Source organism: Aliivibrio logei, assembly GCF_001691055.1.
In the GTDB taxonomy this organism is placed as follows: Bacteria; Pseudomonadota; Gammaproteobacteria; order Enterobacterales; family Vibrionaceae; genus Aliivibrio; species Aliivibrio salmonicida.
The window spans coordinates 43579-68952 of sequence record NZ_MAJU01000024.1; the positions used below are offsets into that span (position 1 = coordinate 43579).

24 protein-coding genes are annotated in these 25374 nt (G+C 36.5%); 4 read left to right on the forward strand and 20 right to left on the reverse strand.

The window, feature by feature from the left end; genetic code table 11:
* Nucleotides 1–171: 171 nt before the first annotated feature.
* The 18 genes from pseI to A6E04_RS15940 form a co-directional block, all read right to left on the reverse strand.
* Nucleotides 172–1221 carry a pseudaminic acid synthase gene (gene pseI / locus A6E04_RS15855; RefSeq protein WP_065611839.1) on the reverse strand — a complete coding sequence of 350 codons (1050 nt, stop codon included), beginning with the start codon at nt 1219–1221 and terminating at the stop codon, nt 172–174.
* A 6-nt stretch (nt 1222–1227) separates the two neighbouring features.
* Nucleotides 1228–2178: an ATP-grasp domain-containing protein gene (locus tag A6E04_RS15860; protein WP_065611840.1), complete on the reverse strand. Its 951-nt coding sequence runs from the start codon at nt 2176–2178 to the stop codon at nt 1228–1230.
* A complete protein-coding gene (locus A6E04_RS15865; RefSeq protein WP_065611841.1) occupies nt 2171–2884 on the reverse strand; it encodes a metallophosphoesterase family protein in 714 nt (237 codons plus the stop codon). The genes A6E04_RS15860 and A6E04_RS15865 overlap by 8 nt, the downstream gene beginning before the upstream one ends.
* A complete protein-coding gene (locus A6E04_RS15870) occupies nt 2881–3561 on the reverse strand; it encodes an SDR family NAD(P)-dependent oxidoreductase (protein WP_065611842.1) in 681 nt (226 codons plus the stop codon). The genes A6E04_RS15865 and A6E04_RS15870 overlap by 4 nt, the downstream gene beginning before the upstream one ends.
* Before the next feature lie 4 nt (nt 3562–3565).
* Nucleotides 3566–4657, reverse strand: a complete 1092-nt coding sequence (pseG, locus tag A6E04_RS15875) for a UDP-2,4-diacetamido-2,4,6-trideoxy-beta-L-altropyranose hydrolase (protein ID WP_065611843.1) — start codon at nt 4655–4657, stop codon at nt 3566–3568.
* Nucleotides 4658–4659: 2 nt separating this feature from the next.
* On the reverse strand, nt 4660–5349 hold the full coding sequence (gene pseF, locus A6E04_RS15880) for a pseudaminic acid cytidylyltransferase (RefSeq protein ID WP_065611844.1): 690 nt from the start codon (nt 5347–5349) through the stop codon (nt 4660–4662).
* Nucleotides 5350–5351: 2 nt separating this feature from the next.
* Nucleotides 5352–6512 (reverse strand): UDP-4-amino-4,6-dideoxy-N-acetyl-beta-L-altrosamine transaminase, encoded by a 1161-nt coding sequence (gene pseC / locus A6E04_RS15885; RefSeq protein ID WP_065611845.1) that lies wholly within the window; start codon nt 6510–6512, stop codon nt 5352–5354.
* Nucleotides 6513–6525: 13 nt separating this feature from the next.
* Complete coding sequence (gene pseB, locus A6E04_RS15890) at nt 6526–7539, reverse strand: UDP-N-acetylglucosamine 4,6-dehydratase (inverting) (protein ID WP_065611846.1); 1014 nt, start codon at nt 7537–7539, stop codon at nt 6526–6528.
* A 1-nt stretch (nt 7540) separates the two neighbouring features.
* Nucleotides 7541–8521, reverse strand: a complete 981-nt coding sequence (locus A6E04_RS15895) for a glycosyltransferase family 2 protein (RefSeq protein WP_065611847.1) — start codon at nt 8519–8521, stop codon at nt 7541–7543.
* A complete protein-coding gene (locus A6E04_RS15900; RefSeq protein WP_065611848.1) occupies nt 8518–9963 on the reverse strand; it encodes an oligosaccharide flippase family protein in 1446 nt (481 codons plus the stop codon). The genes A6E04_RS15895 and A6E04_RS15900 overlap by 4 nt, the downstream gene beginning before the upstream one ends.
* Nucleotides 9947–10780 carry an NAD-dependent epimerase/dehydratase family protein gene (locus A6E04_RS15905; protein ID WP_065611849.1) on the reverse strand — a complete coding sequence of 278 codons (834 nt, stop codon included), beginning with the start codon at nt 10778–10780 and terminating at the stop codon, nt 9947–9949. The genes A6E04_RS15900 and A6E04_RS15905 overlap by 17 nt, the downstream gene beginning before the upstream one ends.
* A gap of 27 nt (nt 10781–10807) precedes the next feature.
* Complete coding sequence (gene rfbH / locus A6E04_RS15910) at nt 10808–12121, reverse strand: lipopolysaccharide biosynthesis protein RfbH (protein ID WP_065611850.1); 1314 nt, start codon at nt 12119–12121, stop codon at nt 10808–10810.
* Nucleotides 12121–13203, reverse strand: coding sequence for a CDP-glucose 4,6-dehydratase (gene rfbG, locus A6E04_RS15915; protein WP_139078848.1), 1083 nt, complete (start codon nt 13201–13203; stop codon nt 12121–12123). Before rfbG ends, rfbH begins: the two co-directional genes overlap by 1 nt.
* Before the next feature lie 3 nt (nt 13204–13206).
* Nucleotides 13207–13980 (reverse strand): glucose-1-phosphate cytidylyltransferase, encoded by a 774-nt coding sequence (rfbF, locus tag A6E04_RS15920; RefSeq protein WP_065611852.1) that lies wholly within the window; start codon nt 13978–13980, stop codon nt 13207–13209.
* 20 nt (nt 13981–14000) lie between these two features.
* Entirely contained in the window at nt 14001–14972 is a 972-nt protein-coding gene (locus A6E04_RS15925; protein WP_065611853.1) for an FAD-binding oxidoreductase, read from the reverse strand.
* A gap of 7 nt (nt 14973–14979) precedes the next feature.
* Nucleotides 14980–17142 carry a polysaccharide biosynthesis tyrosine autokinase gene (locus A6E04_RS15930; protein WP_065611854.1) on the reverse strand — a complete coding sequence of 721 codons (2163 nt, stop codon included), beginning with the start codon at nt 17140–17142 and terminating at the stop codon, nt 14980–14982.
* Nucleotides 17143–17236: 94 nt separating this feature from the next.
* Nucleotides 17237–17677 (reverse strand): low molecular weight protein-tyrosine-phosphatase, encoded by a 441-nt coding sequence (locus A6E04_RS15935; protein ID WP_065611855.1) that lies wholly within the window; start codon nt 17675–17677, stop codon nt 17237–17239.
* Between the two features lies 1 nt (nt 17678).
* Nucleotides 17679–18815 carry a polysaccharide export protein gene (locus A6E04_RS15940; RefSeq protein ID WP_065611856.1) on the reverse strand — a complete coding sequence of 379 codons (1137 nt, stop codon included), beginning with the start codon at nt 18813–18815 and terminating at the stop codon, nt 17679–17681.
* A gap of 482 nt (nt 18816–19297) precedes the next feature.
* Here A6E04_RS15940 and A6E04_RS15945 point away from each other — a divergent pair, with 482 nt between their 5' ends.
* The 4 genes from A6E04_RS15945 to A6E04_RS15960 all read left to right on the forward strand — a co-directional run bounded on the left by A6E04_RS15945 (nt 19298) and on the right by A6E04_RS15960 (nt 23364).
* Nucleotides 19298–19543: a hypothetical protein gene (locus A6E04_RS15945; protein ID WP_065611857.1), complete on the forward strand. Its 246-nt coding sequence runs from the start codon at nt 19298–19300 to the stop codon at nt 19541–19543.
* Between the two features lie 108 nt (nt 19544–19651).
* Nucleotides 19652–20338 (forward strand): YjbF family lipoprotein, encoded by a 687-nt coding sequence (locus A6E04_RS15950; protein WP_065611858.1) that lies wholly within the window; start codon nt 19652–19654, stop codon nt 20336–20338.
* A 32-nt stretch (nt 20339–20370) separates the two neighbouring features.
* Nucleotides 20371–21153 (forward strand): capsule biosynthesis GfcC D2 domain-containing protein, encoded by a 783-nt coding sequence (locus tag A6E04_RS15955; RefSeq protein WP_065611859.1) that lies wholly within the window; start codon nt 20371–20373, stop codon nt 21151–21153.
* A gap of 3 nt (nt 21154–21156) precedes the next feature.
* Nucleotides 21157–23364 (forward strand): YjbH domain-containing protein, encoded by a 2208-nt coding sequence (locus A6E04_RS15960; protein WP_065611860.1) that lies wholly within the window; start codon nt 21157–21159, stop codon nt 23362–23364.
* Between the two features lie 103 nt (nt 23365–23467).
* Here the strand turns inward: A6E04_RS15960 and A6E04_RS15965 are convergent, their stop codons facing one another.
* The gene (locus tag A6E04_RS15965; protein ID WP_065611861.1) at nt 23468–24598 is read right to left on the reverse strand and encodes an LPS O-antigen chain length determinant protein WzzB; all 1131 of its coding nucleotides are present in this window, start codon (nt 24596–24598) and stop codon (nt 23468–23470) included.
* A 72-nt stretch (nt 24599–24670) separates the two neighbouring features.
* Complete coding sequence (locus A6E04_RS15970) at nt 24671–25318, reverse strand: TetR/AcrR family transcriptional regulator (protein ID WP_065611862.1); 648 nt, start codon at nt 25316–25318, stop codon at nt 24671–24673.
* Between the last annotated feature and the right edge of the window lie 56 nt (nt 25319–25374).

The window sequence follows — 25374 nt, forward strand, 5'->3', positions numbered from 1 at the left end:
TCAATACTAAAAACTTTCCAATAAATACGGTAAACGCATGAACATTTTTTAATCAAGAAACAGCTTTTCTCTATACTTATTAATCATTTCATTTTAGCCAAATTCACACTGTCTTTTCCTTTATTCTTCTTAAATAAATTAATTTATACCTAGAGCATTTATATATTGTATTTACTTGATTAAATCAAAAGACAACGCAGTGCCTCTAATAATATCCACGGTTGCAATACTTCCGATGACATCTTCATAATACTTTGGTGCAATCCCAAATCCAGGGCGAATGCTTCTTACATTCTCAGATGTAAACTGTTCACCAGCCTTAATATCTTTTACTACATATAAAGAGCGACGGAATTTAACATTGCCTTTTTCTGCTTCTGTTCGTTCGTAATTTACTTGTCCCATAGCAGCCCAAGCTGTTTTAGAATCTTTACATAACTGAGCTAATTCATGAGGTTCTAATGAAAAACTGTCGTCTGGACCTCCACCTTTACGATCCATCGTAACGTGTTTTTCAATTAAACAAGCACCTAAAGCAACAGAAGCAACAGCCGTTGCATTATCAATTGTATGATCTGATAAACCTGACAACACACCAAAACGCTCAGAAATATCAGCAATAGTTTTTAAATTATATTGATCTGCAGGTGCCGGGTAACCACTTACACAATGAAGAACAAGAAGCTCCTTACAACCATTATTTCTGGCTGTGTCAATCGCTTCTTGGATCTCTTCTTGATTTGCCATACCTGTTGACATAATCATTGGTTTGCCCGTTTGAGCAACACGCTTGATTAAAGGTAAATCCACCAATTCAAATGACGCAATTTTATAAGCTGGAGTGTTCAATTCTTCCAGTAAATCCACCGCGGTAAAATCAAATGGAGAGCTAAAAATAGTAATACCTAACTCTTTCGCTTTTTCAAAAAGAGGTTTGTGCCATTCCCATGGCATGTGAGCACCTTTATAGAGCTCATATAACGTTTGACCATCCCACAAACCACCATGAATTTGAAATTCTTCTGCATTACTGTCCATGGTTATGGTTTCGTGTGTATAACTCTGCAATTTAACAGCATCAGCACCCGCTTTTTTTGCTTCTTCCATAATCTGATATGCACGATTTATATCGCCGTTATGATTGGCTGATAATTCTGCGATGATGTATGGAGGGTAGTCAGCTCCTATTTTTCGGCCCGCAATTTCAATATAATTCTTCATAAGACTCTACTTTATATACTCTTGAATTCCACGATAAAATTTAGTTCCCGCTTTTGGCTCTTGATATGAACTTAAAGACAAGTCTAATATCCCTTCGATAGCCCAAACTAAATCGGTAAAGCCGAGTTTATGCCTAAACATAACAGTACTCGATAATCGGGGGTTAATCTCAAATAACACCGGACCTTTATTCGTTAAACGTAGTTGAAAATTAATAGCACCTTGAACATCAAGATTTTCGGCTATGGTCGAGATATAATGTTCAATAATAGGATTTTTAATCACCTCACCTTTATCGGTAAAACCACCGCTAAGTGTTCTTCTCATCAAAATACTACGACATTCACCATTAGCGTGTCGATAAACTCCGCAAGTAAACTCTTGCTCATCAGGTAACAACAGTTCTTGCCAAATATACCCTTCAGAGCCAGATAGACTTTGAGCTTCTGAAAGTGTATGGACGACTTTCAGACCTTTACTTCCCTGGCCACTTCTTGGTTTAAAGATACAAGGAAGTGATTTTGGTAGCGATGTGGCAAGTTCTGTCCAAGGCGCATTAACTCCCATTACTTTTAATGCATTCGCTGTCTCTAGTTTATCCAATGCAATAAGTGCTGTCTTTTCATTCGTTATCAAAACAGGAACACCAAACAACTCACCGTTCACGAGACCAAAATCAAAAATAGCTTTAATCTCTGCTTCACTGGTCGGAATAAAGAGTGCGACTTTATATTGCTCAAAGGTATTCTTTAAAAACTCAAAATAATTATCATCATTCGCTAACGGAGCTTGAGAAAAAAAGTCAAACACACATTCCCCAGCATGCTCTCTCTTTACATCGCACCCAATAACATTAGAGATATTAAGTTCTTGAAGAATACGACCAATGGCGACACCAATATCCCCTCCACCGCCACTGACCAATACTGCGTCTAATAATTTATTGATGTTATGCATATGGGTTATTTCTCTTTAATATTTCAGTTAAATAATGGTAATCAGGATCATATTCAAGTACTTTATTTCTCACTTCATGACTATCAAAAGGGACTCTTTTAAAACTGATCGCGCGATTTCTTGTGTTTAAAATAAGATAACTCGCTAAAGAACCTACATCCCTTGGTTGTCCAACAGATCCAGGATTAGCAATCACGGTACATCCTTTATTAAAAACAACTGGGTAATGTGTGTGACCAAAAAATATAAAGTCAAACTGGTCATCAGGGATCTCTTTTATTCGGGACTTAGAAACATCAGGATAAAGATATTCATCAGTTTCTCGTTCACTACCATGAAAAAGCCCTATTTTTAAATTATCAATACATACTTCTGCGGAAGTAGGTAATGAATCTAACCATGCCATTTGTTCTGTTGATAAATTTTCAATACAAACATTTAAGCCATTGCCATATTTTCTATAACATTCCATATTAAATTCTTTGTTATTTCTGGCTTTAACTAACAAATCTTCATGGTTACCACGAATAACAGTACAATTATCAAGCGTCATTAATTCTTCAACGACATATTTAGGCCAATGATAATAACCGATTAAATCTCCGAGAACGAAAATATGAGTACACCTATTATTTTTAATATCTAGAATTACAGCGTCAAGAGCTGGCTTATTTGAGTGAATATCTGAAATAACCGCAATTTTCACAGATCACGACCGCACATAAACATTAGCTTAGCCGCAACATCTTCTGGTTTCTTTAATTGCCCTTCTTGTTGAATTTTTTTGAAATTATCGACAGATGGCATCGCATCCCTCTCTGAGCCTCTTATTTTTTCTTGCATAGCCGTATCAATTACACCAGGATCAAAATGCTCGACTTCAACAAAATCATTTTCTTTTGAAATTACATCAAAAAACATTTTTATTCCTGCTTTAGACATGCAATAACTTCCCCATCCAGCTATCGGATTATTTGCAGCACCGCTAGAAATATTAATCACTCGAATTGAGACTGAATTGCTTTCAGCCCAAAGAATCAGACTCGAAATCATTTCTATAGGTGAAATTAAATTTACGTTTACCGCTTTTCTTAATATATCAGCATTGTTAACTGTAATTCTTCCGATTGGATCGATCGTGCCAGCATTGGAGATAAACGTAATTTTTTTAGGCGGTTTCTTTCCATAGACTGAAGTCCAATCTATATGGCCACTTTTAGATAAGTCCAATTCATAATAGGTTTGCTTTACTTGCTGATTCAAACGCCCTAACTCTCTTCCAATAAAGATATATTGAAAAATTGGAGAAGAAGAACGAGTCACAAGATCATGAAAGGCCAACCCGACACCACTAGTACACCCAGTAATAATAACGCTACTCATAAAATTACATATCCTCTGTAATTAAAGTAATGACCTTATCCAAACCACCACCAATGTCCATATTAAGTGCTGACTCAGAGACATTGCTATAATCTTTTTCCATATTTTTTAAAGCAAGTAACAATGAATTCTCACATTCTAAGTTTTCAAAATACCCTATTGCGGCACCAGATCTAATTACCCTTTGAACAACATCAGTTTGATTTTCAGCTGTCTTTACCAATAAAGTAGGCAGACCAAGAAAGCAACGCTCCCAAGTACTAACACCCGCTGCACCTATTGCTAAATCTGAATCTTTAATTAATTCAGCCATCGAAGTCGAATCAATATATAGCTTTACCTTATAAGGTAAGGATTCAGAAGCCTCTTTTATTTCGTAAATAAAAGGACAAGCACTACCAACAACAATCAATACTTCTACATCCGTCTCAACCGCATACCGTTTCAAGCCTTTTAGGGCCTTGAGCGTATGGCCAGTAGGATCAGTACTTCCAAAATTTATAAGTAACTTACGTACAGTTTTAAGTTGTTTCCGTCTGGAAATCGCACTCTCTCTTAATTGAAAAAATTCATCTCTTAGCAAACAATAACGCTCACCAACAAAAAGCGTCGTTCCTCGAGAAACCAATCCCTTGTACTCTTCCTCTACACGGCCACATGTTTGATCTAACAAAAAACGAGACGAATGTGTTCTATTAACCAAATCATCGATAACGCCAATCTTTATGCCTTTCGACAAAAAATATTCTTCCCAGCAAGCATCGAGACCATAATGGTCTACTATCAACCAATCAACATCATGATTGAATTGTTCGGTCATTGCTTTTAGAGTTTGTTCAGCATCAAAATCCCACGAGGCGCCAACCCAACTAGTATACGAATTAACATCAACCGTATTTTCATTTTGAAATGGCAGTAGAACCAGGGAATGTCCTGCATTTGTCACCTGATGACTAGGACAGTTAGGATGGTTTCTTAAAATAAATAAACTCGTAAAACCTTTCTTTTTAAGCCCATTAGCGAGAGTGAGGCAACGACTTAAATGCCCCCCGCCCATATGAGGAGCAGCATCAACTCTAAAAACAATATTCATCATGTTTATTCACTTTCCAAAGCAGAATACAGAAGCTCTGCAAAACTCCAATCTTCTGCCGTATCAATATCTTGAACTCGGCTTCTAGGTAATAAAATAACAGTTGAGTGCTTAGCAAACATGGCTTTCCTCTCTAAAAAAGAGTTCGCTTTACCCCAGTAAAATTGGCCGGCATCATGATAAGCCTCCTCCAGATCTTGAGAGCGTGTTTGCTCATATTCTGGAGAAAACATTGAAACTTCCCCTTTTTCCGTTAATTTAATTGCTCTTTGAATTGGAAAAGAAAAGGTAGCAGCACTGAATACAAAATCTGCTTTATTTTTTATAAGCTTTTCATAACCTTGAATTAAATAATCAGACGTAATAAAAGGGGCTGTTGCATAAAGACAACATACGGCTTCAACATTCCATTGTTGCTCAATACACCAATTTATGGCGTGTTGCATAACATCCATTGTGGTCGCATAATCATCAGATATATTAGATGGACGAAAAAAAGGAACATCAGCACCATATTCAATGGCAATATCCGCAATATCCTGATCATCCGTCGACACTATAACTTTATCAAAACAACCGGACTGAATAGCCGCTTCAATTGAGTAAGCAATCATTGGTTTACCATGGAATAACTTAATATTTTTTTTCGGAATTCGTTTACTTCCGCCACGAGCGGGAATGATTGCTATATTCATGATTAATTCTCTAATATTTCAGATAAAACACGGACAACGGTATCTTGTTGCTCTTCTGTCATGATATGGAATATTGGTAACGATATTGCTTCTTGATAATAACGCTCAGACTCTGGGAAATCGCCCAATTTGAAGCCCATATCTTGATAGTAAGGTTGAGTATGCACTGGAATATAATGCAAGTTTACGCCAATCCCTTTATCTCTTAATTCATCAAAGACTTCTTTATGCGTTTTCGCTATAAGATCTAGTTTCAAACGGATCACATATAAATGTAAACCTGAATACGTCTCTTCAAGCTGATAGGGGAGCGTGATCGCCAATCCTTTAAGTAATTGATTATAACGTGTTGCTAATTTATGACGAGCTGACACAAAATCATCTAAACGAGACATTTGAGTTACCCCTAATGCAGCTTGCAACTCAGTCATTCGGTAATTAAAACCTAAATCAATTTGCTCGTAATACCAACCACCATGAGACTCATTTTTCATTTGAGTAACATCACGAGTAATACCATGACTTCGATATAAAGCCATCTTATCCGCCAGCTCTTGGTCGTTCGTCATCACTGCGCCACCTTCAGCGGTGGTCACGATTTTTACAGGATGAAAGCTAAAAACCGTAATATCTGAATACGCACAATTACCGATAGGTTTATCAAAATAACGACCGCCAATAGCATGAGATGCATCTTCAATAATTTTAAATCCATACTCTTTTGATAATGAATAGATTTTCTTCATATCACAAGATTGTCCACACAAATGGACGGGTACAATCACCTTAGGTAGTGTATTACTTACTTTTGCGTTAATTAACTTCGCTTCTAAAGCACTTGTACTCATATTGTAAGTCTGTGGATCAATATCCACAAAATCAACATCGGCACCACAATATAAGCCGCAGTTTGCAGAAGCAACAAACGTCACAGGCGTTGTCCATAGCTTATCGCCTTTGCCTAAGCCAAGCGCCAAACACGCAATATGTAATGCGGATGTCGCACTATTTACGGCTAATGAATATTGTGCACCGGTATGGGTTTTAAGTGCGTCTTCAAATGCTGGAACTTGCGGACCTTGTGTCAAAAAATCAGACTTAAGTACATCAACAACGGCATCAATATCTTGTTGAGTAATTTCTTGCTTACCATAAGGGATCATATTTTATTCTCAACTATACTGAAAATTTAGAATCTACATGTTCAACAATTAACTCACGTAGGCCTTCAACCGTTTCCCATTCAGTATTCGTACCTGAATTGTATTTAAAACCAAACGGCACTTTTTCTGCTTTATGGTGATCCATGTACTCAGCTTCAGTATAGGTAAACGAAACCGATGGTAAGATTGCATAATACTTACCCAAATCGATCGTGTTCAACGAGTCGGTATCCGTGATCATCTCTTCATGAAGTTTTTCACCTGGGCGAATACCAACAACTTTCGTTGGGCACCCAGGAGCAATAGCTTGAGCAATGTCTAAAATTTTATATGATGGGATTTTAGGTATGAAAATTTCACCACCTAAATGATTATCTAACGCATACATCACCATGTTTACGCCATCCTGAAGGGAAATATTAAAACGTGTCATCTCTTCATGAGTAATCGGTAATAATCCTTCTTCTTTTTTCTGCATAAAGAATGGAATAACCGAACCGCGAGAGCCCATAACATTACCGTAGCGAACAACACTAAAACGGATATCTTTAGAGCCCTTAATATTATTTGCCGCTGCAAATAATTTATCAGATGCTAGCTTTGTCGCACCGTATAAATTAATTGGTGCACATGCTTTATCTGTAGATAACGCAACAACATTCTTAACCCCACACTGTAAAGCAGCATGAATAACATTTTCAGCACCAGTGATATTCGTTTTAATGCATTCTGTAGGGTTGTATTCTGCCGTATCTACTTGCTTAATGGCTGCTGCATGAATAATAACGTCTACGCCTTCACAAGCTTGGATCATACGTTGCTGATCACGAACATCACCAATAAAGAAGCGTAACTGTGGGAAGTCTTTATGTGGGTAGTTTTGTTTAATCTCAAATTGCTTCAACTCATCACGAGAATAAATAATGATTTTTTTTACGTCTTGGTAACGCTCAAGAATTGTTTTGATGAATTGTTTACCGAATGAGCCTGTGCCACCCGTGATTAAAACTGTTTTGTTATTTAGCATATTATTTTCTCATTATTTTTTTTAACATTGATTTTAATTTCAATAATTCAATAATTTTTATCATACAGCACCTTATTAATTTTAAATTAAATAACAAAAACATACCCTTAATATCAGACATTGACTTGTAATAATTAAATTTATTAGACACTTTAGTAAAAAAACCATTCCCCCAAATTAAATATGACATACTAAAACATATACCAGAAGCAAACTCAGCAAGGTTAGAGTATAATATCCTCCTATATTCACAAGATTCAAAAATCATATCAAAAATACGTACATATTGTTTAAATAGAAATAGTCTTTCTTTAAAATAATAATAAGCATTTTCATCTACTATATGAGACTTCCCTGGCACCCCTTGATAACAGCATATATCTGATAAGGTTATTATATCATTATCATTATTTAATATAGTTAAAACCATAACTTCTTGAGGGTATAATAATCGTTTTTCATTCTCAATCAAATTACGAACAAAATCAATATCTATATAATCTTTATTCAGCAACATACCTGACATATAAGGATGTTTTAAAGCAACCTCAGATATAGCCTTACCCTTAGAGTATATCCCATTATTATATTTCAAATAATATTCATTATTATATTCTTTTAATATACTACCATATATCAAACCAACCGAATCAACATTAAGGGAATTTGAATTTATCAAATCATCAATAAACTTAGATTCTAGTAAATCATCATCACTAAGAAGAAATATAAAACTTGTTTTAGCTCTACTTACAATATCGAGTAAATTTTGACTGAAACCCACATTTTTATTCTGTTTATACAGCTTCAACCTAGGGTCTGTGAACTTATTAATTTCCTGCCAAGTATCATCTTGAGAGTTATTATCTGAAACGATAACATCGATAGCTTCACTTTTAATTTTCAGTACCGACGTTATAGTGTTCTTTACCTTTTCACAACGATTATATGTTGGTATACATATAGTTAATATTTTTTTCATTTTTTAGCCCACAATCTTATAACATTACTTTTAACAAATAAAAATATATCTTTGTTAAAATAAGAAATTGACATTAGGAATATAAAAGAAATAAATATTTTTAGACCAATTTCTATCCACATACTTTGCTGATTAATTAATGGTTCTAAAGAAAAAACCAAAAACAATGAGAAAAAAGGAAGTCCTATTAATAATTTAAAATTAAAATCTAACCTATCTTTAGATTTATACCCAAAATAACTATATAAAAAAACAGATACAATCTTACTTATTAATGTAGCAATAGCTGCACCATAAATATAATATATAGGAATCAATAGTATATTTAAAATCACATTTAAAACGGAAGATAATATACTTACCAAAGCATATATTTTCGTTGAACTAACAAGTAAAGGCCCAGCTGTAAATATATAAACTGATTGAAAAACAAAAACAAATATAAGAATCATAGCATATTTATAAGCCTCTAAATAATCATCCGATACCATTACCATAATAATTTCTTTAGAAAAAAAACTTAGTGATACTCCGATAAAGCAAAAAATAGGAACACCAATATTAGCTATTTTCAACAATTCAATTTTCCCTTTTTCTTCACCTTTGATTTTTTCAAAAAAAACAGGCCCGTATGCCATAGAAAAAGCACTAATCAAAACACCAAAAATAAATGATACTTGACTAGATATTGTATACAAACCAACAGAAGAAAGTGTAAGAAAAAAACCTATCAATATACGGTCAGACATTGAAGTAACTACACTTGAGATACTATGAGGGAGTAATGGAAATGAATATTTCAATACTTTCAATAACAATTTAAAATCATAGAAAAAACCATTATTTTTAAAGAAGCTTATTGTTGAATAGCAGAAAAATATAATATTGACACATAGTAACCCATATAAAAGGCCTTCTGACTTCATACCAAATAAGACAATTAAAACTACATTTATAATCACTAACAATAAAGTATATGAAAAACTAATAAGACCATATTTCTTTGCATCTTGCTTTACTTGATACATTTGCTTAAACATCGAATAACAAGGAAAAAAAACAATACAAAGCAAGCCTGTTTTTAACAATTCATAAAGTTGTTCATTTTCAGAGAATTTAAAAAATAAAAAATCATACGATACAAAAAATAGAAACGTAAACATAATTGATGCAAAAAAAACAGATGAATATATCGTACTAAATAATATCTTAACCTTATGGTCATCATCTTTATAATCGTAATAAAACTTACCTAACCCATGCTCTAAAGACAATGAATACAATAAAATTAAAAATGCATTAATCGCAACGACTAAACTATATTGCCCCAAATCCTCAGGAGATAAATATGCCGTATATACAGGAAGCATAAAGAACATGAAACTTTTTTCAAATATACTCAATGTTGTATACAATATTGAATTTTTAACTAACTTCGACATAATTCAACTTAGATTTAATATAATTCTCAATATTATCTTTTATATGTATCATTTGATAATCTGGATCAGTCCATAACTTCATCAATTCGACTGCACGATATTTCACCGCACCGAAATCAACATCAATTTTTTGGTGTTTTCTTATTATCCGAACTAAATCTCTAGGTGTGCTATTCACATCAGATAAGATCTGAAATCTATCACCCTCTAATTTAAAACAAACATCAATAATACTGCTACAAACATCATCAACAAAGCTTAGGTTAAGCTCTTGATTTCCCTCTGTTAAACTAACCTTGTCTTGTTTGTTAGACATGGTAATTAAGTAATCTAAAAGTTTACCTCTTTGATCACTTTCTCCATATGTCCCAAATAATACAATTTCTTTACATATTACCTTTGTATATAATCTATAATAATCAAGAAATGAAACCATTGCTTTTTTAGATGATGAATATAAGTCAATTGGCGTCTCTTTTAAACTAGCATCACCAAATTGCCAATAACTGCCTATATATATAAACTCAATATGATTATTAGCCTCAAGTGAACTTAATATTTCTAATGGCTTTTTTATATTTATATCCACAATACTTGAAACATCAAGATTATTAAAACATGCTGACATATATATAATTTTATCCGGTAAGAACTCTTCTAGTACATCATTAATGTTATCGTCAAACAAATAATTATCAACATAAGGAATCATAGAACTCTGTCGACTTACATTGCCAACCTGATGCCCATAGCATAATAACTGCCGAGCTAACACATTACCGATATAACCTGTCGCACCATAAATTAGAATTTTCATAAATTAACCAGAGGCTTCATAGTAAAACTAAAAGCTCACACCAAAAAATTCTTCAAACTTTTCGATAACAAAGTCTAAATGATCTTTAGTTAAACCAGGATACACACCAATCCAGAATGTATTATTCATAATTAAATCAGTGTTAGTTAGTTCACCAACAACGCGATACTCAACATCTTTAAAGTACGGTTGACGAGTCAAATTACCAGCAAACAATAAACGAGTACCGATCTTAAATTGGTCCATAAACTTAAGAAGTTCAACACGTTTAATACCACTATCTTCTTTAATTGTAATAGGAAAACCAAACCATGATGGATTTGAATTTTCAGTTGCTTCTGGAAGAATAATAAACTCTTCACATGAAGCTAGACCTTCTTTTAAATGCGCATAATTATCTTTACGAGCTTGAACTAAATCTTCAACACGATCCATTTGTGCTAAACCACAAGCGGCTTGCATATCCGTAATTTTCAAATTGTAACCAAGGTGAGAATACGTATATTTATGGTCATAACCATCAGGTAAAGAACCTAACTGTTGATCAAAGCGCTTACCACACGTGTTATCACAGCCTGGTGGACAGTAGCAATCACGACCCCAATCACGGAACGATTCAACTAACTTACGAAGCTCTTTATTTTTAGTGAATACCGCACCACCTTCACCCATTGTAATATGATGAGCAGGATAAAAGCTTACTGTTGAGATATCACCAAATGTACCAACCATTTGATCATTGTATGTAGATCCTAATGCATCACAGCAATCTTCAATTAACCATAGATTGTATTTATCAGCAACACGACGCGCTTCAGACAAATCAAATACATTACCTAAAGTATGAGCAACCATGATCGCTTTTGTTTTTTCAGTTACGGCCGCTTCAATCATCTCAGATTTGATTTGATATGTTGGAATATCAACATCAACGAAAACAGGGATTAATCCGTTTTGAATCGTAGGGTTTACCGTTGTAGGAAAACCAGCAGCAACAGTAATTACCTCATCACCTGGTTTTAATTGACGCTCACCTAATTTTGGCGACGTTAACGCTGTTAATGCTAATAAGTTAGCCGAAGAGCCAGATGTTGTTGTTAACACATAAGGTACACCTAAGTATTCCCCTAAACGCTTCTCGAATGCATCATTAAAGCGTCCAGTGGTTAACCAACCATCCAGCGATGCTTCAACCATCATTTTTAATTCATTCGCACCCAATACTTTTCCTGATGGTGGCACTACCGTTTCACCAGCAACAAATTCTTTAGGCGCATATTCAAGTTCTGCATATTGATCAACAAGATCTGCAATTTTACTTCTTATTAGCTCTTTAGACATTATTTATTTCCTGCTCTTGCTGTCATGTATTCTTTAATTTCATTAATCGTATATTGCTGCATATCTTGCTTATCTAGCCAAGCTTTTTTCCAATTTACAATTTTTGTCAATGTATGTTCGAGATCCCACACGGGTTGCCAATTCAAACGCATTTTCGCTTTAGAGCAATCCAATTTTAAATAATGGGCTTCGTGCGGATGCTCTCCTTCACTTAAATACCACTCAGCACCTTCTCCCCATTGTTGTGTTAATCGCTCAACAATCCATTCAACAGGTTTTGCATCTTCTTCTTTTGGACCAAAGTTCCAGCCTTCAGCAAAATCAAGACCTTTCTCATATAGATGCTCAGCAATGGTTATATAACCAGAAAGTGGTTCTAAAACATGTTGCCAAGGTCTAATTGCGTAAGGGCTGCGGATTTCTACTTTTTCATTATTAGAAAAAGCATTAAGCATATCAGGAATTAGTCTATCGTCAGCCCAATCACCACCACCAATAACATTACCAGCACGAACTGAAGCTAGCGCACAACCATGTTGTTCATATTTATCTTTATTAAAGAAAGATTGTCGGTATGAAGAAGCAACTAACTCAGCACAGCCTTTACTGCTACTGTATGGGTCATACCCCCCCATAGCTTCATCTTCACGATAACCCCAAACCCATTCTTTATTCTCATAGCATTTATCGGACGTAATATTTACAACCGCTTTAACGCCGCCAACTTGTTTCACCGCTTCAAGTAAATAAACAGTTCCCATCACGTTAGTAGAATAGGTTTCCATCGGTTCATCATAAGATAAACGAACCAATGGTTGTGCTGCCATGTGAAATACTATTTCAGGTTTAAATCCAGAAATCACTTCTCTAAGGTGTGGGAAATCTCGAATATCACCTTCTTCAGTCGACATACCTGCCCACACTTTTGCTTCTTCAAACAAACTAGGTGTGGTTGGTGCAGGTAATGAATACCCTTTTACTATCGCTCCCATTTCCTGAAGCCACAACGACAACCAGCCACCTTTAAAGCCAGTATGCCCTGTAATAAATACTTTTTTCCCTTGCCAAAAACTAGGATTCATCATTTACTCCCAAATTTTCCAAGGTGCTTTGCCATCTTGCCAAAGATCTTCTAAATACACTTTATCTCTTAACGTATCCATTGGTTGCCAGAAGCCGTGATGTTCATACGCCATTAACTCGCCATCTTCTGCTAATTTGTTTAATGGATATTGCTCCCAAGTACAACTATCATCATCAATCAGCTTTAACACTTCTGGCGACAATACGAAGAAGCCACCATTAATCATAGCTCCATCACCTCTAGGCTTTTCTTTAAAGCTATTTACTTGTCCTTCAGAAATATCTAACGCACCGAATCGACCAGGGGGGAACGTTGCTGTTAATGTTGCGTTTTTACCATGCGACTTATGGAACTCGATCGTTTTTGTAATATCTACATCACCTACGCCATCACCATAAGTAAAGCAGAATGCTTCTTCATCTTTTAGATAATCTGCAACACGACCTAAACGGCCACCAGTCATTGAATTATCACCAGTATCTACTAACGTTACGGTCCATGGTTCAGCTCGCTTTCTGTGTACCTTCATTTCGTTATTTTCCATATCGAAAGTAACATCTGACATATGAAGGAAATAGTTAGCGAAGTATTCTTTAATTACGTAGCCTTTATAACCACAACAAATAATGAAATCATTCACACCATGTGCTGAGTATTGTTTCATTATGTGCCACAAAATTGGCTTACCACCGATTTCAACCATTGGTTTTGGTCTTAATGCTGTTTCTTCACTTAAGCGTGTTCCTAAACCACCAGCTAAGATGACTGCTTTCATTTTTATCTCCATAATTAAATCTATTTCGCGGGGGTAAATGCATCTGAAAAAAATGCACCCACCGGAAGATGATATTGTAAGAATAAGGCTTTCGCATCCTCTATCATACTAAGAGAACCACAAGCGTAAATTTCAACACCATTTAATGAATTAAAATCTCGAACAACTGCATTTTGGACATAACCTTGTTGATAATCAGGTAGTAGTTCAAGTTCCCGCGATAATACTGCGGTAAATGATATATTCTGATTTTGATTGGCTAATGCGACTAACTCATTACAATATAGTTCTTTCTGATATTTCATCCCCCAATAAATATGAACATCACGCTTATCTTCTTTTGCTATGAGTTCTTCTACTATAGCTTTTATTGGAGCAATACCTGTACCTGTCGCTATCAAAATTAATGGCTTAACATTATCTTTTACAAAAAAAGTTCCTTTCGGTCCTTCTATACGCATTAATTGGTTTACTTTCAGATCACCAAACAACAACTTTGACATTTGTCCATTTGATACTTTTCGAATATGAAGCTCTAACTCTTTTAATTCAGATCTGGCATTTGCGATTGAGTAGCTGCGTTTTACACCTTTAAAACTTAAATCCACATATTGCCCTGGCAGGTAATCAAGTTTAGCGGTTGATGGGAATCGAAACTTAATTGAAACAATATCTTTAGTTACATATTCAAAGCTTGCGACTTTGCATGGTAGCGTTTGTTGTTTGATATGAACTAATTCAGGATAATAATTAGTTTTTAGTATAACATCTGATTTCGCTTTTGATTGACAGGTAAGAATATTCCCTTGAGTTACCGACTCACCATTTTCATTTTCAACTATTCCTGAAATTATTTCAGCATTACAAGCACCACAATCACCTGTTTTACAGCTGTGCTCTAATGGTATTGATTGCGATAATGCATCATCAAGAAGATTCTCTTCACTTGTATAGCTAATACCTGCTGGTTGGATTTTGATATTGTATTGCATTTAAACTCTACTTATCGCTCTCATAACTGTAATTATAATACCCATAACCATATGAGCTACTTGCTTTTTTCTCTACTGCATTCAAAATAAAGCCTTTCACCTCTATCCCTGCTTGCTCAAACCTGTGTCTTGCTACTTCAATTTCTTTAATTGATGTTTGATCAAATCGTCCAACCATTAAGGTAGTTCCAGCTAATGCACCAACAATGCTTGGATCGGTTACTGCCAGTACTGGTGGGGTATCAATAAGTACTAAATCGTAATTATTTGATACCCAATCAATAAAGTCACTGAAACGCTTAGTCATTAGTAATTCAGATGGATTTGGAGGTACTTGGCCACGAGTCATCACATCTAAATTGTCGATCCCTGATACTTGAATTGATTGTTCTAAGGTCAGTTTACCAGAAAGATAGTCTGATAATCCATTATCCCACTGCATACCAAAATAACGTTGCATATAACCCTTACGCATATCCGCATCAACTACCAATACTTTTTGACCCGTTTTCGCGATAACGGCGGCAAAGTTAACCGCAACAAACGATTTGCCAATATTGGGGGCAGGGCCCGTGATCATCACTACATTATTTTTGGCTTCCATCATGGCAAAATGCATACTGGTGCGCAAACCTCGTAATGCCTCTATAGATAAATCGGCAGGATTAGATTCAGCAAGTAAGGTTTCTAAATGCTTAACTTTCTTTTTATTATAACGAAGATCGAGCTTTTCTTGCCAATTTGATTTCGGGATACTGGCATAAACGGGGATACCCAACGCTTCTATCTCATCAGGGTTCTCCACTCCACGATGCAATGCCGCTTTAACTAGTACCAACGCCACGCTCAACATACCCCCTAATAATGTGGCTAAAACAACAATTAATGATTTCTTAGGTTTTACTGCATTAGAATACGCTTGTGCAGTGTCTAAGATGCGAACATTACCAACGGTGCCGGCTTTAATGATGTTAAGTTCTTGAGTTTTATTTAACAATTGAATATAAATTTGCTGATTTAACTCAACATCCCGTTGCATACGTAGTACTTCACGCTGGGTTTTTGGTAGCTTTTCAATTTGCTTGTTTAGGCGTTTACGCTCACCAAGCAAAGTCAGGCGCTTATCTAACAATGATTTATAAGCAGGGTGATCTTTAGTAAAGCGTTGACTAATTTCACTTTCTTTAAAGGTTAATTCATTTAATTGCGCTTCAAGCTTTACTATTACATCAAGAGCAGAGCGAGCTTCTAGGCTTAGATCAACCGATTTACGCTCTAATCTAAAATCATTCAAAATATTTTCTGAATCTGTTAGTTTGTCTTTAATTGCAGGAAGTTGCGTGCTTAAAAAAGAAAGGCTTTTTTCTGCTTCAGCGCTATCACGAGCGATATTTTGTAAAAAATAGTTTTGGCTAACATCATTAATAATGGCTTCTATTTTGGCTTTATGTTCCCCTTGAAAAGAAAACTGAAGCACGCCTGATTGATTCCCTTTCTCAGCTATAGATAACCCTCTTTGTAAATTTAAGATCGCATCAAAACGAGATATTTTAGATAGATTAAACACATCTCCGTTTTCTCCCTCTAATCGCATCACAAATAAATGGAATTCTTGTTTTTCTGCAAGTTCACCCACTTTACCTGAAAGCACTTTGCGTTCTTCTGCATCAAATAACGTATAAATCCCTTTTTCGGCATCATCTAACACTAATGAAAAATTAGGTGACTCGATATAAGAAGGGATATCAAAACGACTGACGTTAATGGCTTTCGTTTCTCCCATTAAACGAGAGAACCCTTTACCTATAATAGGCATGTAGTGAGGAGAGGCGATGGTTGTTAAATTTAACTTATCAACGGTATTACCCAAAATCATCCTAGATTTAATGATTTCAATTTCTGTGGTAGCCGATGATTCTGAGGCAAACATTTCTCCCATATCACCCATCAATGATGATATGCCGCTACCGCTTTTTTGTTCTACTTGTACCAGAGCATCTGCTTTATAAATAGGGGTCGATAAAAGAGCAAAAGCAATGCCTGCAATAGCAAATAAAGTAGTGATACTGATAATTAACCAACGGCCATCAATTAAATAGCCAAACAGTTTAGATAAATCAATTTCATCAGATGATTCGTGATTTTTTGTTGAAGATGATGACATTAGCATTCCGAATATAAGCAAGAGGAGGGGATCTAAGAGCGAAGTAAAAGCGCCAATGAAATGGCTTGCATTGCTTCTCCATAATTCCTTTTAATTTTCACTATAATTTTTTAGCCCACTCTTGAGCTGCTTTCTCTATTAATGTATAAGCATGTTCAAACGCTTCACGACTTTGGCGATACGGATCAGGAATATCTTGTTGCCCTATCCATTGCCCAAATAACATGGTTTTGCTGCGCGCTTCTGGAGCTAACCGAGTCACAGCCTCTTTATGCCCTGCTTCCATAACAAGAATGAGATCGTATTCACGGCAGACTACGCTAGTTAATTGGCGTGCTTGGTGTAAATTTAAATTCACACCATTGTCTGCTGCTACCTCTATTGCCGTAGTATCTGCAGGTTTACCAACTAGCCGGCTTTTTTCCGTTGCAACGCCTGCAGAATCAATCGTTTTATTTGGTAATAACGCTTTTAAAAGATACTCACCGGTCGGCGAACGACAAATATTACCCACACACACCACTAAAATTTTATTAAACATATTATGGCCAATTCTTAATTCGTAACACACCTTCCGTTAATTCATTAAAACCTGTAATTGTAGGCATTAATTGCAAAATTAAGCGGTTCCATCTTGCGATAGGAGCAACAGTCACATAAACGACGTCATAAGGTTTTAAATAAAATTCGGTGCCAATAATAAGAGCAGAAGCGTCTTGAATATCTAATTGATAGATATCCGCCATGCGTTCTTTTTTGTCTTCTTTATTTGATGAGCGAATAACAAAAACACCGGTTGCATCAGCCGCCAGTTCATTAATCCCTCCCACACTGCTTAACGCTTCGGTCAAACTCATGCCTGAACGATCTATCTTAAGGAGTTGCGGATTCTTCACTTCACCCATCACGAATACTTTTTGAGCATCATTACGCGGGACATGAATGATATCACCCGGCTCTAATAAACGATTTTGAGTGAGATCACCACGTTGCATTAAAGCATATAAAGAAAGTGTTTCTTCTTTACCTTTACGCGTTAACGTGACATTTCGCCAATCGGCATTTTCAGATAAACCACCAGAGCGATTTACTGCATCTAATAACGTAAGGGGGATATTTGTAATCGCTTGTTGACCTGGTTTATCCACTTCACCCGTTACGTATGTTTTTTTCGCTCTAAATGCAGCGACGTTCACATCAACTTGTGGGCTTTCAATAAAACGTCTTAGCTGTTCAGACACATCGGTTCGTATCTCTCGAACGGTTTTCCCTGCAACTTGCACGGTGCCGATATAAGGGTAAAAGATGGTGCCATCCGCATGCACCCAGTTGCCTGATTCACTTGAACTACGATAAGACCCTGCAGGAATCGTTAATTCTGGGTGGTCCCAAATAGTGACATTAAGTATATCTCCAGGACCAACACGGTATTCATAATTAGCGATTTGCGCTTCAAGTTTGGGGTTAGATTGTGCGCCAGCTTTTTTAACCTGATATTCAGCCACTTTTTGAGGCGTCAAGGCATACACATTAACGGCCGCAGAATAGTCAGTTTCTGATTGTTCGTCTTCAACTTTATTTTTATCCGACGTTGATAAATGTGTGCCAGGGAAAACGGTACAACCACTTAGTATGAGTAAGGCTACCCCTATCAACACTGATATTTTTATTTTTCTCATGGGTATGGTCAACTTATCGATAACAAAATTTGGATACGCTACCGCCCAGAGGTATTAGCACGTTCCCTCTCAGCGCAATGATATGAAATCAATAAGGCATACCCTACTGATTTTATGTGATAGCTATGAACAAATCTGTTGTCAACTCACCTATATTAACAAAAACATCATTAAAAATCTGTCTCATTAACAGCTAAATTTAGATTTCAAACGAGTTAACAATTGCATTCATATTCATTCATAAGCGCGGCATTATACCTATCAAAAAACAAACTTGAAACCATAAAAAAATAAAACATTCAATATATAAAACTATCAATAAGGGTCTTTAATGTAACATTTATAAGATTTTATTAGGATAATATTACATTTGATAAATAATTTTTATATTTACCCTATAGAACGACTTATGGTACCGTGCACGACGTTTGCTCATAGACTGAGTAAATATTCATCAATATATAAAAAAATAAGGTTATCTTATGAAAAAAACTGCTATTGCTCTTATGCTAGCTATGACGGCAGGATCTGCATTTGCTGCTGCTGAGGTAGCAACGGTTGCTACAGAAGCAACTTCTGGTGCTGCGGCTGGTACGGCTGGCGCTTCTGCTGCTGCGGCTGGTGCTGCAACAACGACCGCTATCGCTGTGGGTGTTGCTGCTACTGTTGCTGTCGTTGCTGTTGCTGATTCAAGTTCAAACTCTACAACGACCACTGTTTCTAAGTAACTTTGTAGAATTTAGGGACGAACAGCCAAAAATTATTTACCTTTTGACTCTCGTCCCTTTCTATTTTTATATCTAGAAATCCCATTCTTTATTATTAACGAGTTTTCTGTGCTTAAATTCCTCACAATCATCAGTGTTCTCTTTCTTTCTGCCTGCACTCAAAAATTCAACGATGTAAACGCGACTCTTGATGAAGCCATTTTTGGTGTAGACGATGTCTCACTCACTGCACAAAAAATCATTGAACTGCCTTACGCAAGCAGCTTTGTGCGGATTAATGGCGGGGCAAAATTATTTATGGTCTTGGCATTTGCAGAGCCAAACCCAGCAACAGGGGCAATGCAATTAAAGTGGCTCTCTTCCGATAAAGCGATGATCGTGACTGAGAATGGTCGAATCGTTAAAACTCTGGGTTTACCGCAATTCAATCTCACTGAAATAAACACGCCTTCTGCCCCATTGCCTTCTCTAGCGGCAATCACGCAAAAACAAACCATTTGGTCGGCACATTATGATTGGACCATTGGCGATCAGTATTTATTTAATTATCACGCCACTATTACGCCAATATTACGAGGCGAAACTCGCTTAAAAAACACAGTATGGGAAAAGGAGGTCACTGAAATTGTAGAGGTTGTTTCGATCCCCTCGTTAGGCGATACCTTTACGAATCAATATTGGGTCGATAATGAATTAAATGTCGTAAAGTCTCATCAATATCTAGGACCAAACATGGTCAGTATTGAGATGACGATTCTAAAACCATTCGCCCTACAATTAGAAACCAATATATAACAACCAATAACTTAAAGTGAGCTAGAGCAATTATGCGTTTTCTTTATTCTCTTATTACTCTACTGATAATCTCCATACCATCAATCAGTATTGCCGATACACAACATCGTGTTTCTGATCAAAAAAACACGGTAACCGTGACGTTACCGAACCAAAAAAAACGACTTTATTACCCTCACCCCGTGCGACTAGAGCAACTGATTAAAGACGTAAATAAGCAGACTGATTTTTATCATTTAGGCGCGGTATTAAGTGACAGTAATCAACAAAAAACCATGGATGAGACATACTCTGACATTATGAATGCGCTGTCTTCTCTTTCTCGACAGACATCACTGTTTTCATCTAGACATACGTTTAAACAATCTGCGACACACCTCACTAATCAACTCCGTAAACACACCTTTGTTGATCGTATTTTTACTTCATTAGATGTCGATTTACTTCGAATCAATGACAAAATGAACCCCCTTATCTCTGGAGAATATCAGCTTACTTTAGGCCCTCGTCCTATTGATGTGTCTTTTTTTGGTGCGATTGATTCTGAAAACAGCCTTTTATTGCCACTTATTGAACATGCAACCATCGATGATTATCTTGAAAAAGTGCCTCTTTCTCCTTTTGCGGACACTTCGATTATTTATGTCATTCAACCCAATGGCGACGTTCAAACCACCGAGTTTTCAATTTGGCAAAATAAAACCGTTTACCTCGCACCAGGCGCAACGGTATACGTCCCCTTTGCCAATTTACCTACCGACTTTCATACTCTGAACGACTCTATTGTTCAGTTGCTTCGCAATAAGGCGTTTTAAATAATGATGAACCCTAAATTTTCTCTTTCGCTTATTGCTGGTTTTATTGTCTCTTCTTTACCTTATTCTTCTCTTGCGAATGACGCTAACAGCGTATTCACCCCGGTGACACTCTCGACATCCCAAACGGATTTTGGAGGGGTGGGTTTAATGCAAATGCCTTCTGGGCGAATGGCTCCAGAGGGAGAGTTCAATGTCGGTGGCACTTGGAATAATGAATATCAGCATTACACTGTGTCTTTACAACTCATGCCTTGGCTAGAGACCACCATTCGCTATACGCTCGTGCAAGATTTACTTTATAGCAATGATGAGAATTTTAGTGGTAGCACTAAATACACCGATAAAGGCATCGACTTTAAAATTCGTTTACTTGAGGAAAGTTCTTGGTTACCCGAGACCTCAATCGGTGTGCGTGATTTTGGTGGTACCGGTTTATTTGATGGTGAGTTTGTTGCAGCAACCAAACGATTCGGAAATCTTGATGTGACCGTTGGGATGGGCTGGGGCTATTTAGGCCAAAGTGGCAATATTACCAACCCTCTTTGTAAAGCGTCTGATAAATTTTGCTCTCGAGAAGGTGATTATAAAGGAAGTGGCGGCAGTGTTGATTTTGAGCGTTGGTTTAAAGGCCCTGCGGCTATTTATGGCGGTGTAGAATACCAAACCCCTTATCAACCGCTGCGTTTAAAAGTGGAATATGACGGTAATGACTACAGTCAAGATTTCCCTGTGACTCGTGGTGATGTGGATATGACCCAACACACCCCTTGGAATTTTGGTGTGCTTTATGGATTGGGTGATTGGGGTGATATCAAACTGAGTTACGAGCGTGGTGATACGTTAACGCTTGGGGTTAATTTAAGCACCAACTTTAATGACATGAAAGCCATTTGGCGTGATGAACCGACCATTGCTTATACCGAATCAACGACTCAATCTATCGATGAGGTGAACTGGCAACGAGTGAATCAACAACTGAATAGCAATGCTGGCTATGAAGAGAGTCAAATTTACGCAGACGATGATTCGGTCACCGTTATTGCGACACAAACAAAATACCGCGACACCAATGAAGCCCATGAGCGTGCGGCCACTATTTTAGCCAATAACGTTCCCACAACAATTTCAACCTATCGCATTATTGAAGCTAACCAATCGATGCCATTGTCTGAAACAACCATTGATGCGGCACAATATAAAAAAGTGGTCAATAATACGTACTTTCATGCGGATATTACGGATGCAACTCACGTTGATGACGTCACTTATTTGGCATCAGAAGACGAGCTAAAAAGTGATAATCTTGAGCGTTGGGATTATTCTATTTCTCCTACCCTAGCGCAATCTATTGGGAATGCCGAAGATTTTTATTTATATGCTCTTGGTGTCAATACTGATGCATCAATATGGCTAACAGATAATATTCAATTTTCTGGTGGATTGTATTTTAACTTAATCGACAACTACGATAAGTTTAATTACATTACTCCCCCTGATGGCACCGGTAATTCGGTTGCTCGAGTTCGAACCCTGTTTAGAGCGTATGTGCATGACAACCCTGTGCGTTTAAATACGTTGCAATTAACTTGGTTTGAAGAGTACGGTTCCGGATTATACAGCCAAGCGTATGCTGGTTATTTAGAAAGTATGTTTGGTGGCATTGGCTCAGAAGTAATGTACCGCCCATTAAACAGTTATTGGGCTATAGGTGTTGATGCTACGTACATTAAACAGCGTTCACCAGACAGTTGGTTTGGGTTTTACGAACAAGATTTCCAATCTGGTGGTACTGATGGCAATGATTACTATGTCATATCCAGCGGTATGACCGGATTTGTGACAGGCTATTACACCCCTCAATGGTCGTTCTTGAAAAACACATTACTTAAAGTCGGTGTGGGCCAATTCTTAGCGGGCGATAAGGGGACGCGAATTGATTTTTCTAAACAGTTTGATTCGGGTGTTATCGCAGGCGCTTACGCAAGTTTTACCGATTTATCAGCAGAAGAGTTTGGCGAAGGTAGCTACACCAAAGGGTTTTATCTCTCGATACCTTTTGACATCATGACGGTGAAACCAAGTAAAAACCGAGCTGGCTTTAATTGGCAACCACTCACTCGTGATGGCGGGCAGATGTTGAATAAACAGCATGAATTGTATGAATTGACGGATGAAAGATCCCCTTGGTTTACTCGAAAGGGATTATAAAACGAAAATTTATTAATAAGTAATCAGACTAGAATTAATAAAAAAGCGAGCCGATTTAGTCATCATGCTCGCTTTTTCAATAAACTATATAGGATGGGGATTTTTACGACTCTAGTTCATCTTCTTTTCTGAATGCGAATCTAACCAATACAATAGCAACACCGAGCATTCCCCCCAATAACGTTCCTAATACCGCGATTAATGCACGTTTTGGTTTATCTCGGGTAAAAGGTTGCTCCACATTTTCTAAATAACGAAAGGTTTGAAATTGAATATTTCGGTCAATTTTCATCGATTTTAACATATCAAGTTTTGCATCAATCTGTTGTAATCTTGGTTCAATCACACTTAAATTCGTTACTGATTTAAGGGCTTTAATCTTTGCACTTAACGCCTGAGAACCCAAACCAATCGCAAATAACTCATTATTTCCCATATTTTGAATCGGTTTATTCACTTGTGCTGCTTTCGCAATCTCTAATCCATACTGTGAACGCTCAATCTCAACCGTTAAACGATTTTTTGCCTGTGTTTCTAGGATTGTTTTTTGTTGACGTAATTCGTTTCGCTTACCATTAACAATCGCTTGAAGGTTATTTAACGCATCATTAAACACAACCGCTTTTACTGAAGTAATGTATTCATTGAGTAACGTATAACTGCTTTCTTTCGTGGTTGCCTGTAAGCTAATACTGTATGGAGACACATCTGATTTTTGATCAATAACAACCGCACTTATCTTTTGGAACCATTCTGAATATAATTGTCGCGTTGCTTCCTTCTTATCTGTATCTGTATCTGTATCAAGTTGTGCTTTAAACGATTGAAACTCCTCACTACCATCTAAAAATTTCTTTTTGTTATTCGACGAATTATAGGCACTAATAAAGTTATGAAATAATATTTCATTGTCTACTAATGAATCTAATTCTTCGCTTACCAATACAGTTCCATCCTCTTGATAGATATCAAAAATGGGTTGATACTGCTTTACTTGCTCTTGATATTCAGCAAAATCATGGACTTGAGGGATCATCACCTTTGCTTTAGATGACCACCATTCTTGAGCCGTTAACGCATAAAGCACCGCACCAATAGCAAATATCAATGTACATACTACAATCGTGATCTTACCTTTCCAAAGTGCAATAAAAAGTTCTTTAAGATCAATCTCATCGTTTTGAAATGATGGAGATTGAGGGTAATGAGGTACTTGTGTTGATGGGTTATTCATTTATATTCCTAAAAAATAATAATACTTTTGTTACTTATTCTTACTTTTAAATGAGTTAATCAAACAGAGAATCTACTTCATTCGCTCTTTATAATGCTTTTCTAATTCTAAAATCTGTTGACGACCTAGTTCTGTTGCAATCGGTCTAACCACATTCAGCATTTGAATCATACCTTGATAAATAACCGTTTCTGTAATTTTTACGTCAGATGACATCACCGTCTGATAATTAATCCAACAAGATGACACTAAGTGTAATGTTTTGGTCAATGCGGCAAGTTCATCATCATCTAAATCAATTAACTGAGCATGACGAAAGTTATTCATTATGCCAATCAGGTTATCGTTCAAATCTTGTTGAGCTTGAAGGTATTTTAGCTGCAAACTTTGATCTCTGCCTAATATATCCGGTAAATTCGCATAAAAGAATCGATAACTCCACATCAACACAAAAATAGAATCTAAATAGTTGAGCATAACTTGCAGACTCGGTGTCTGTGATTGCTCATCTAAATGAATCGGTTGAAAACGAGTTTTTAACTCTTGCGCGTAATTATTAAAAATAGAATGGATGATCTCTTCTTTATTGCGGAAATGATAATATAAATTACCTGGGCTGATTTCGAGGTGCGCCGCAATATGGTTCGTCGTCACATTACGTTCACCATCTTGATTAAAGAGTTCTAAGGCACCATAAATAATTCGGTCTTTTGTTTTCATGACTTTTCAGCGCCTTTTGAGGTTGACATCAATACTGTTACTTACTGAAGTATAGC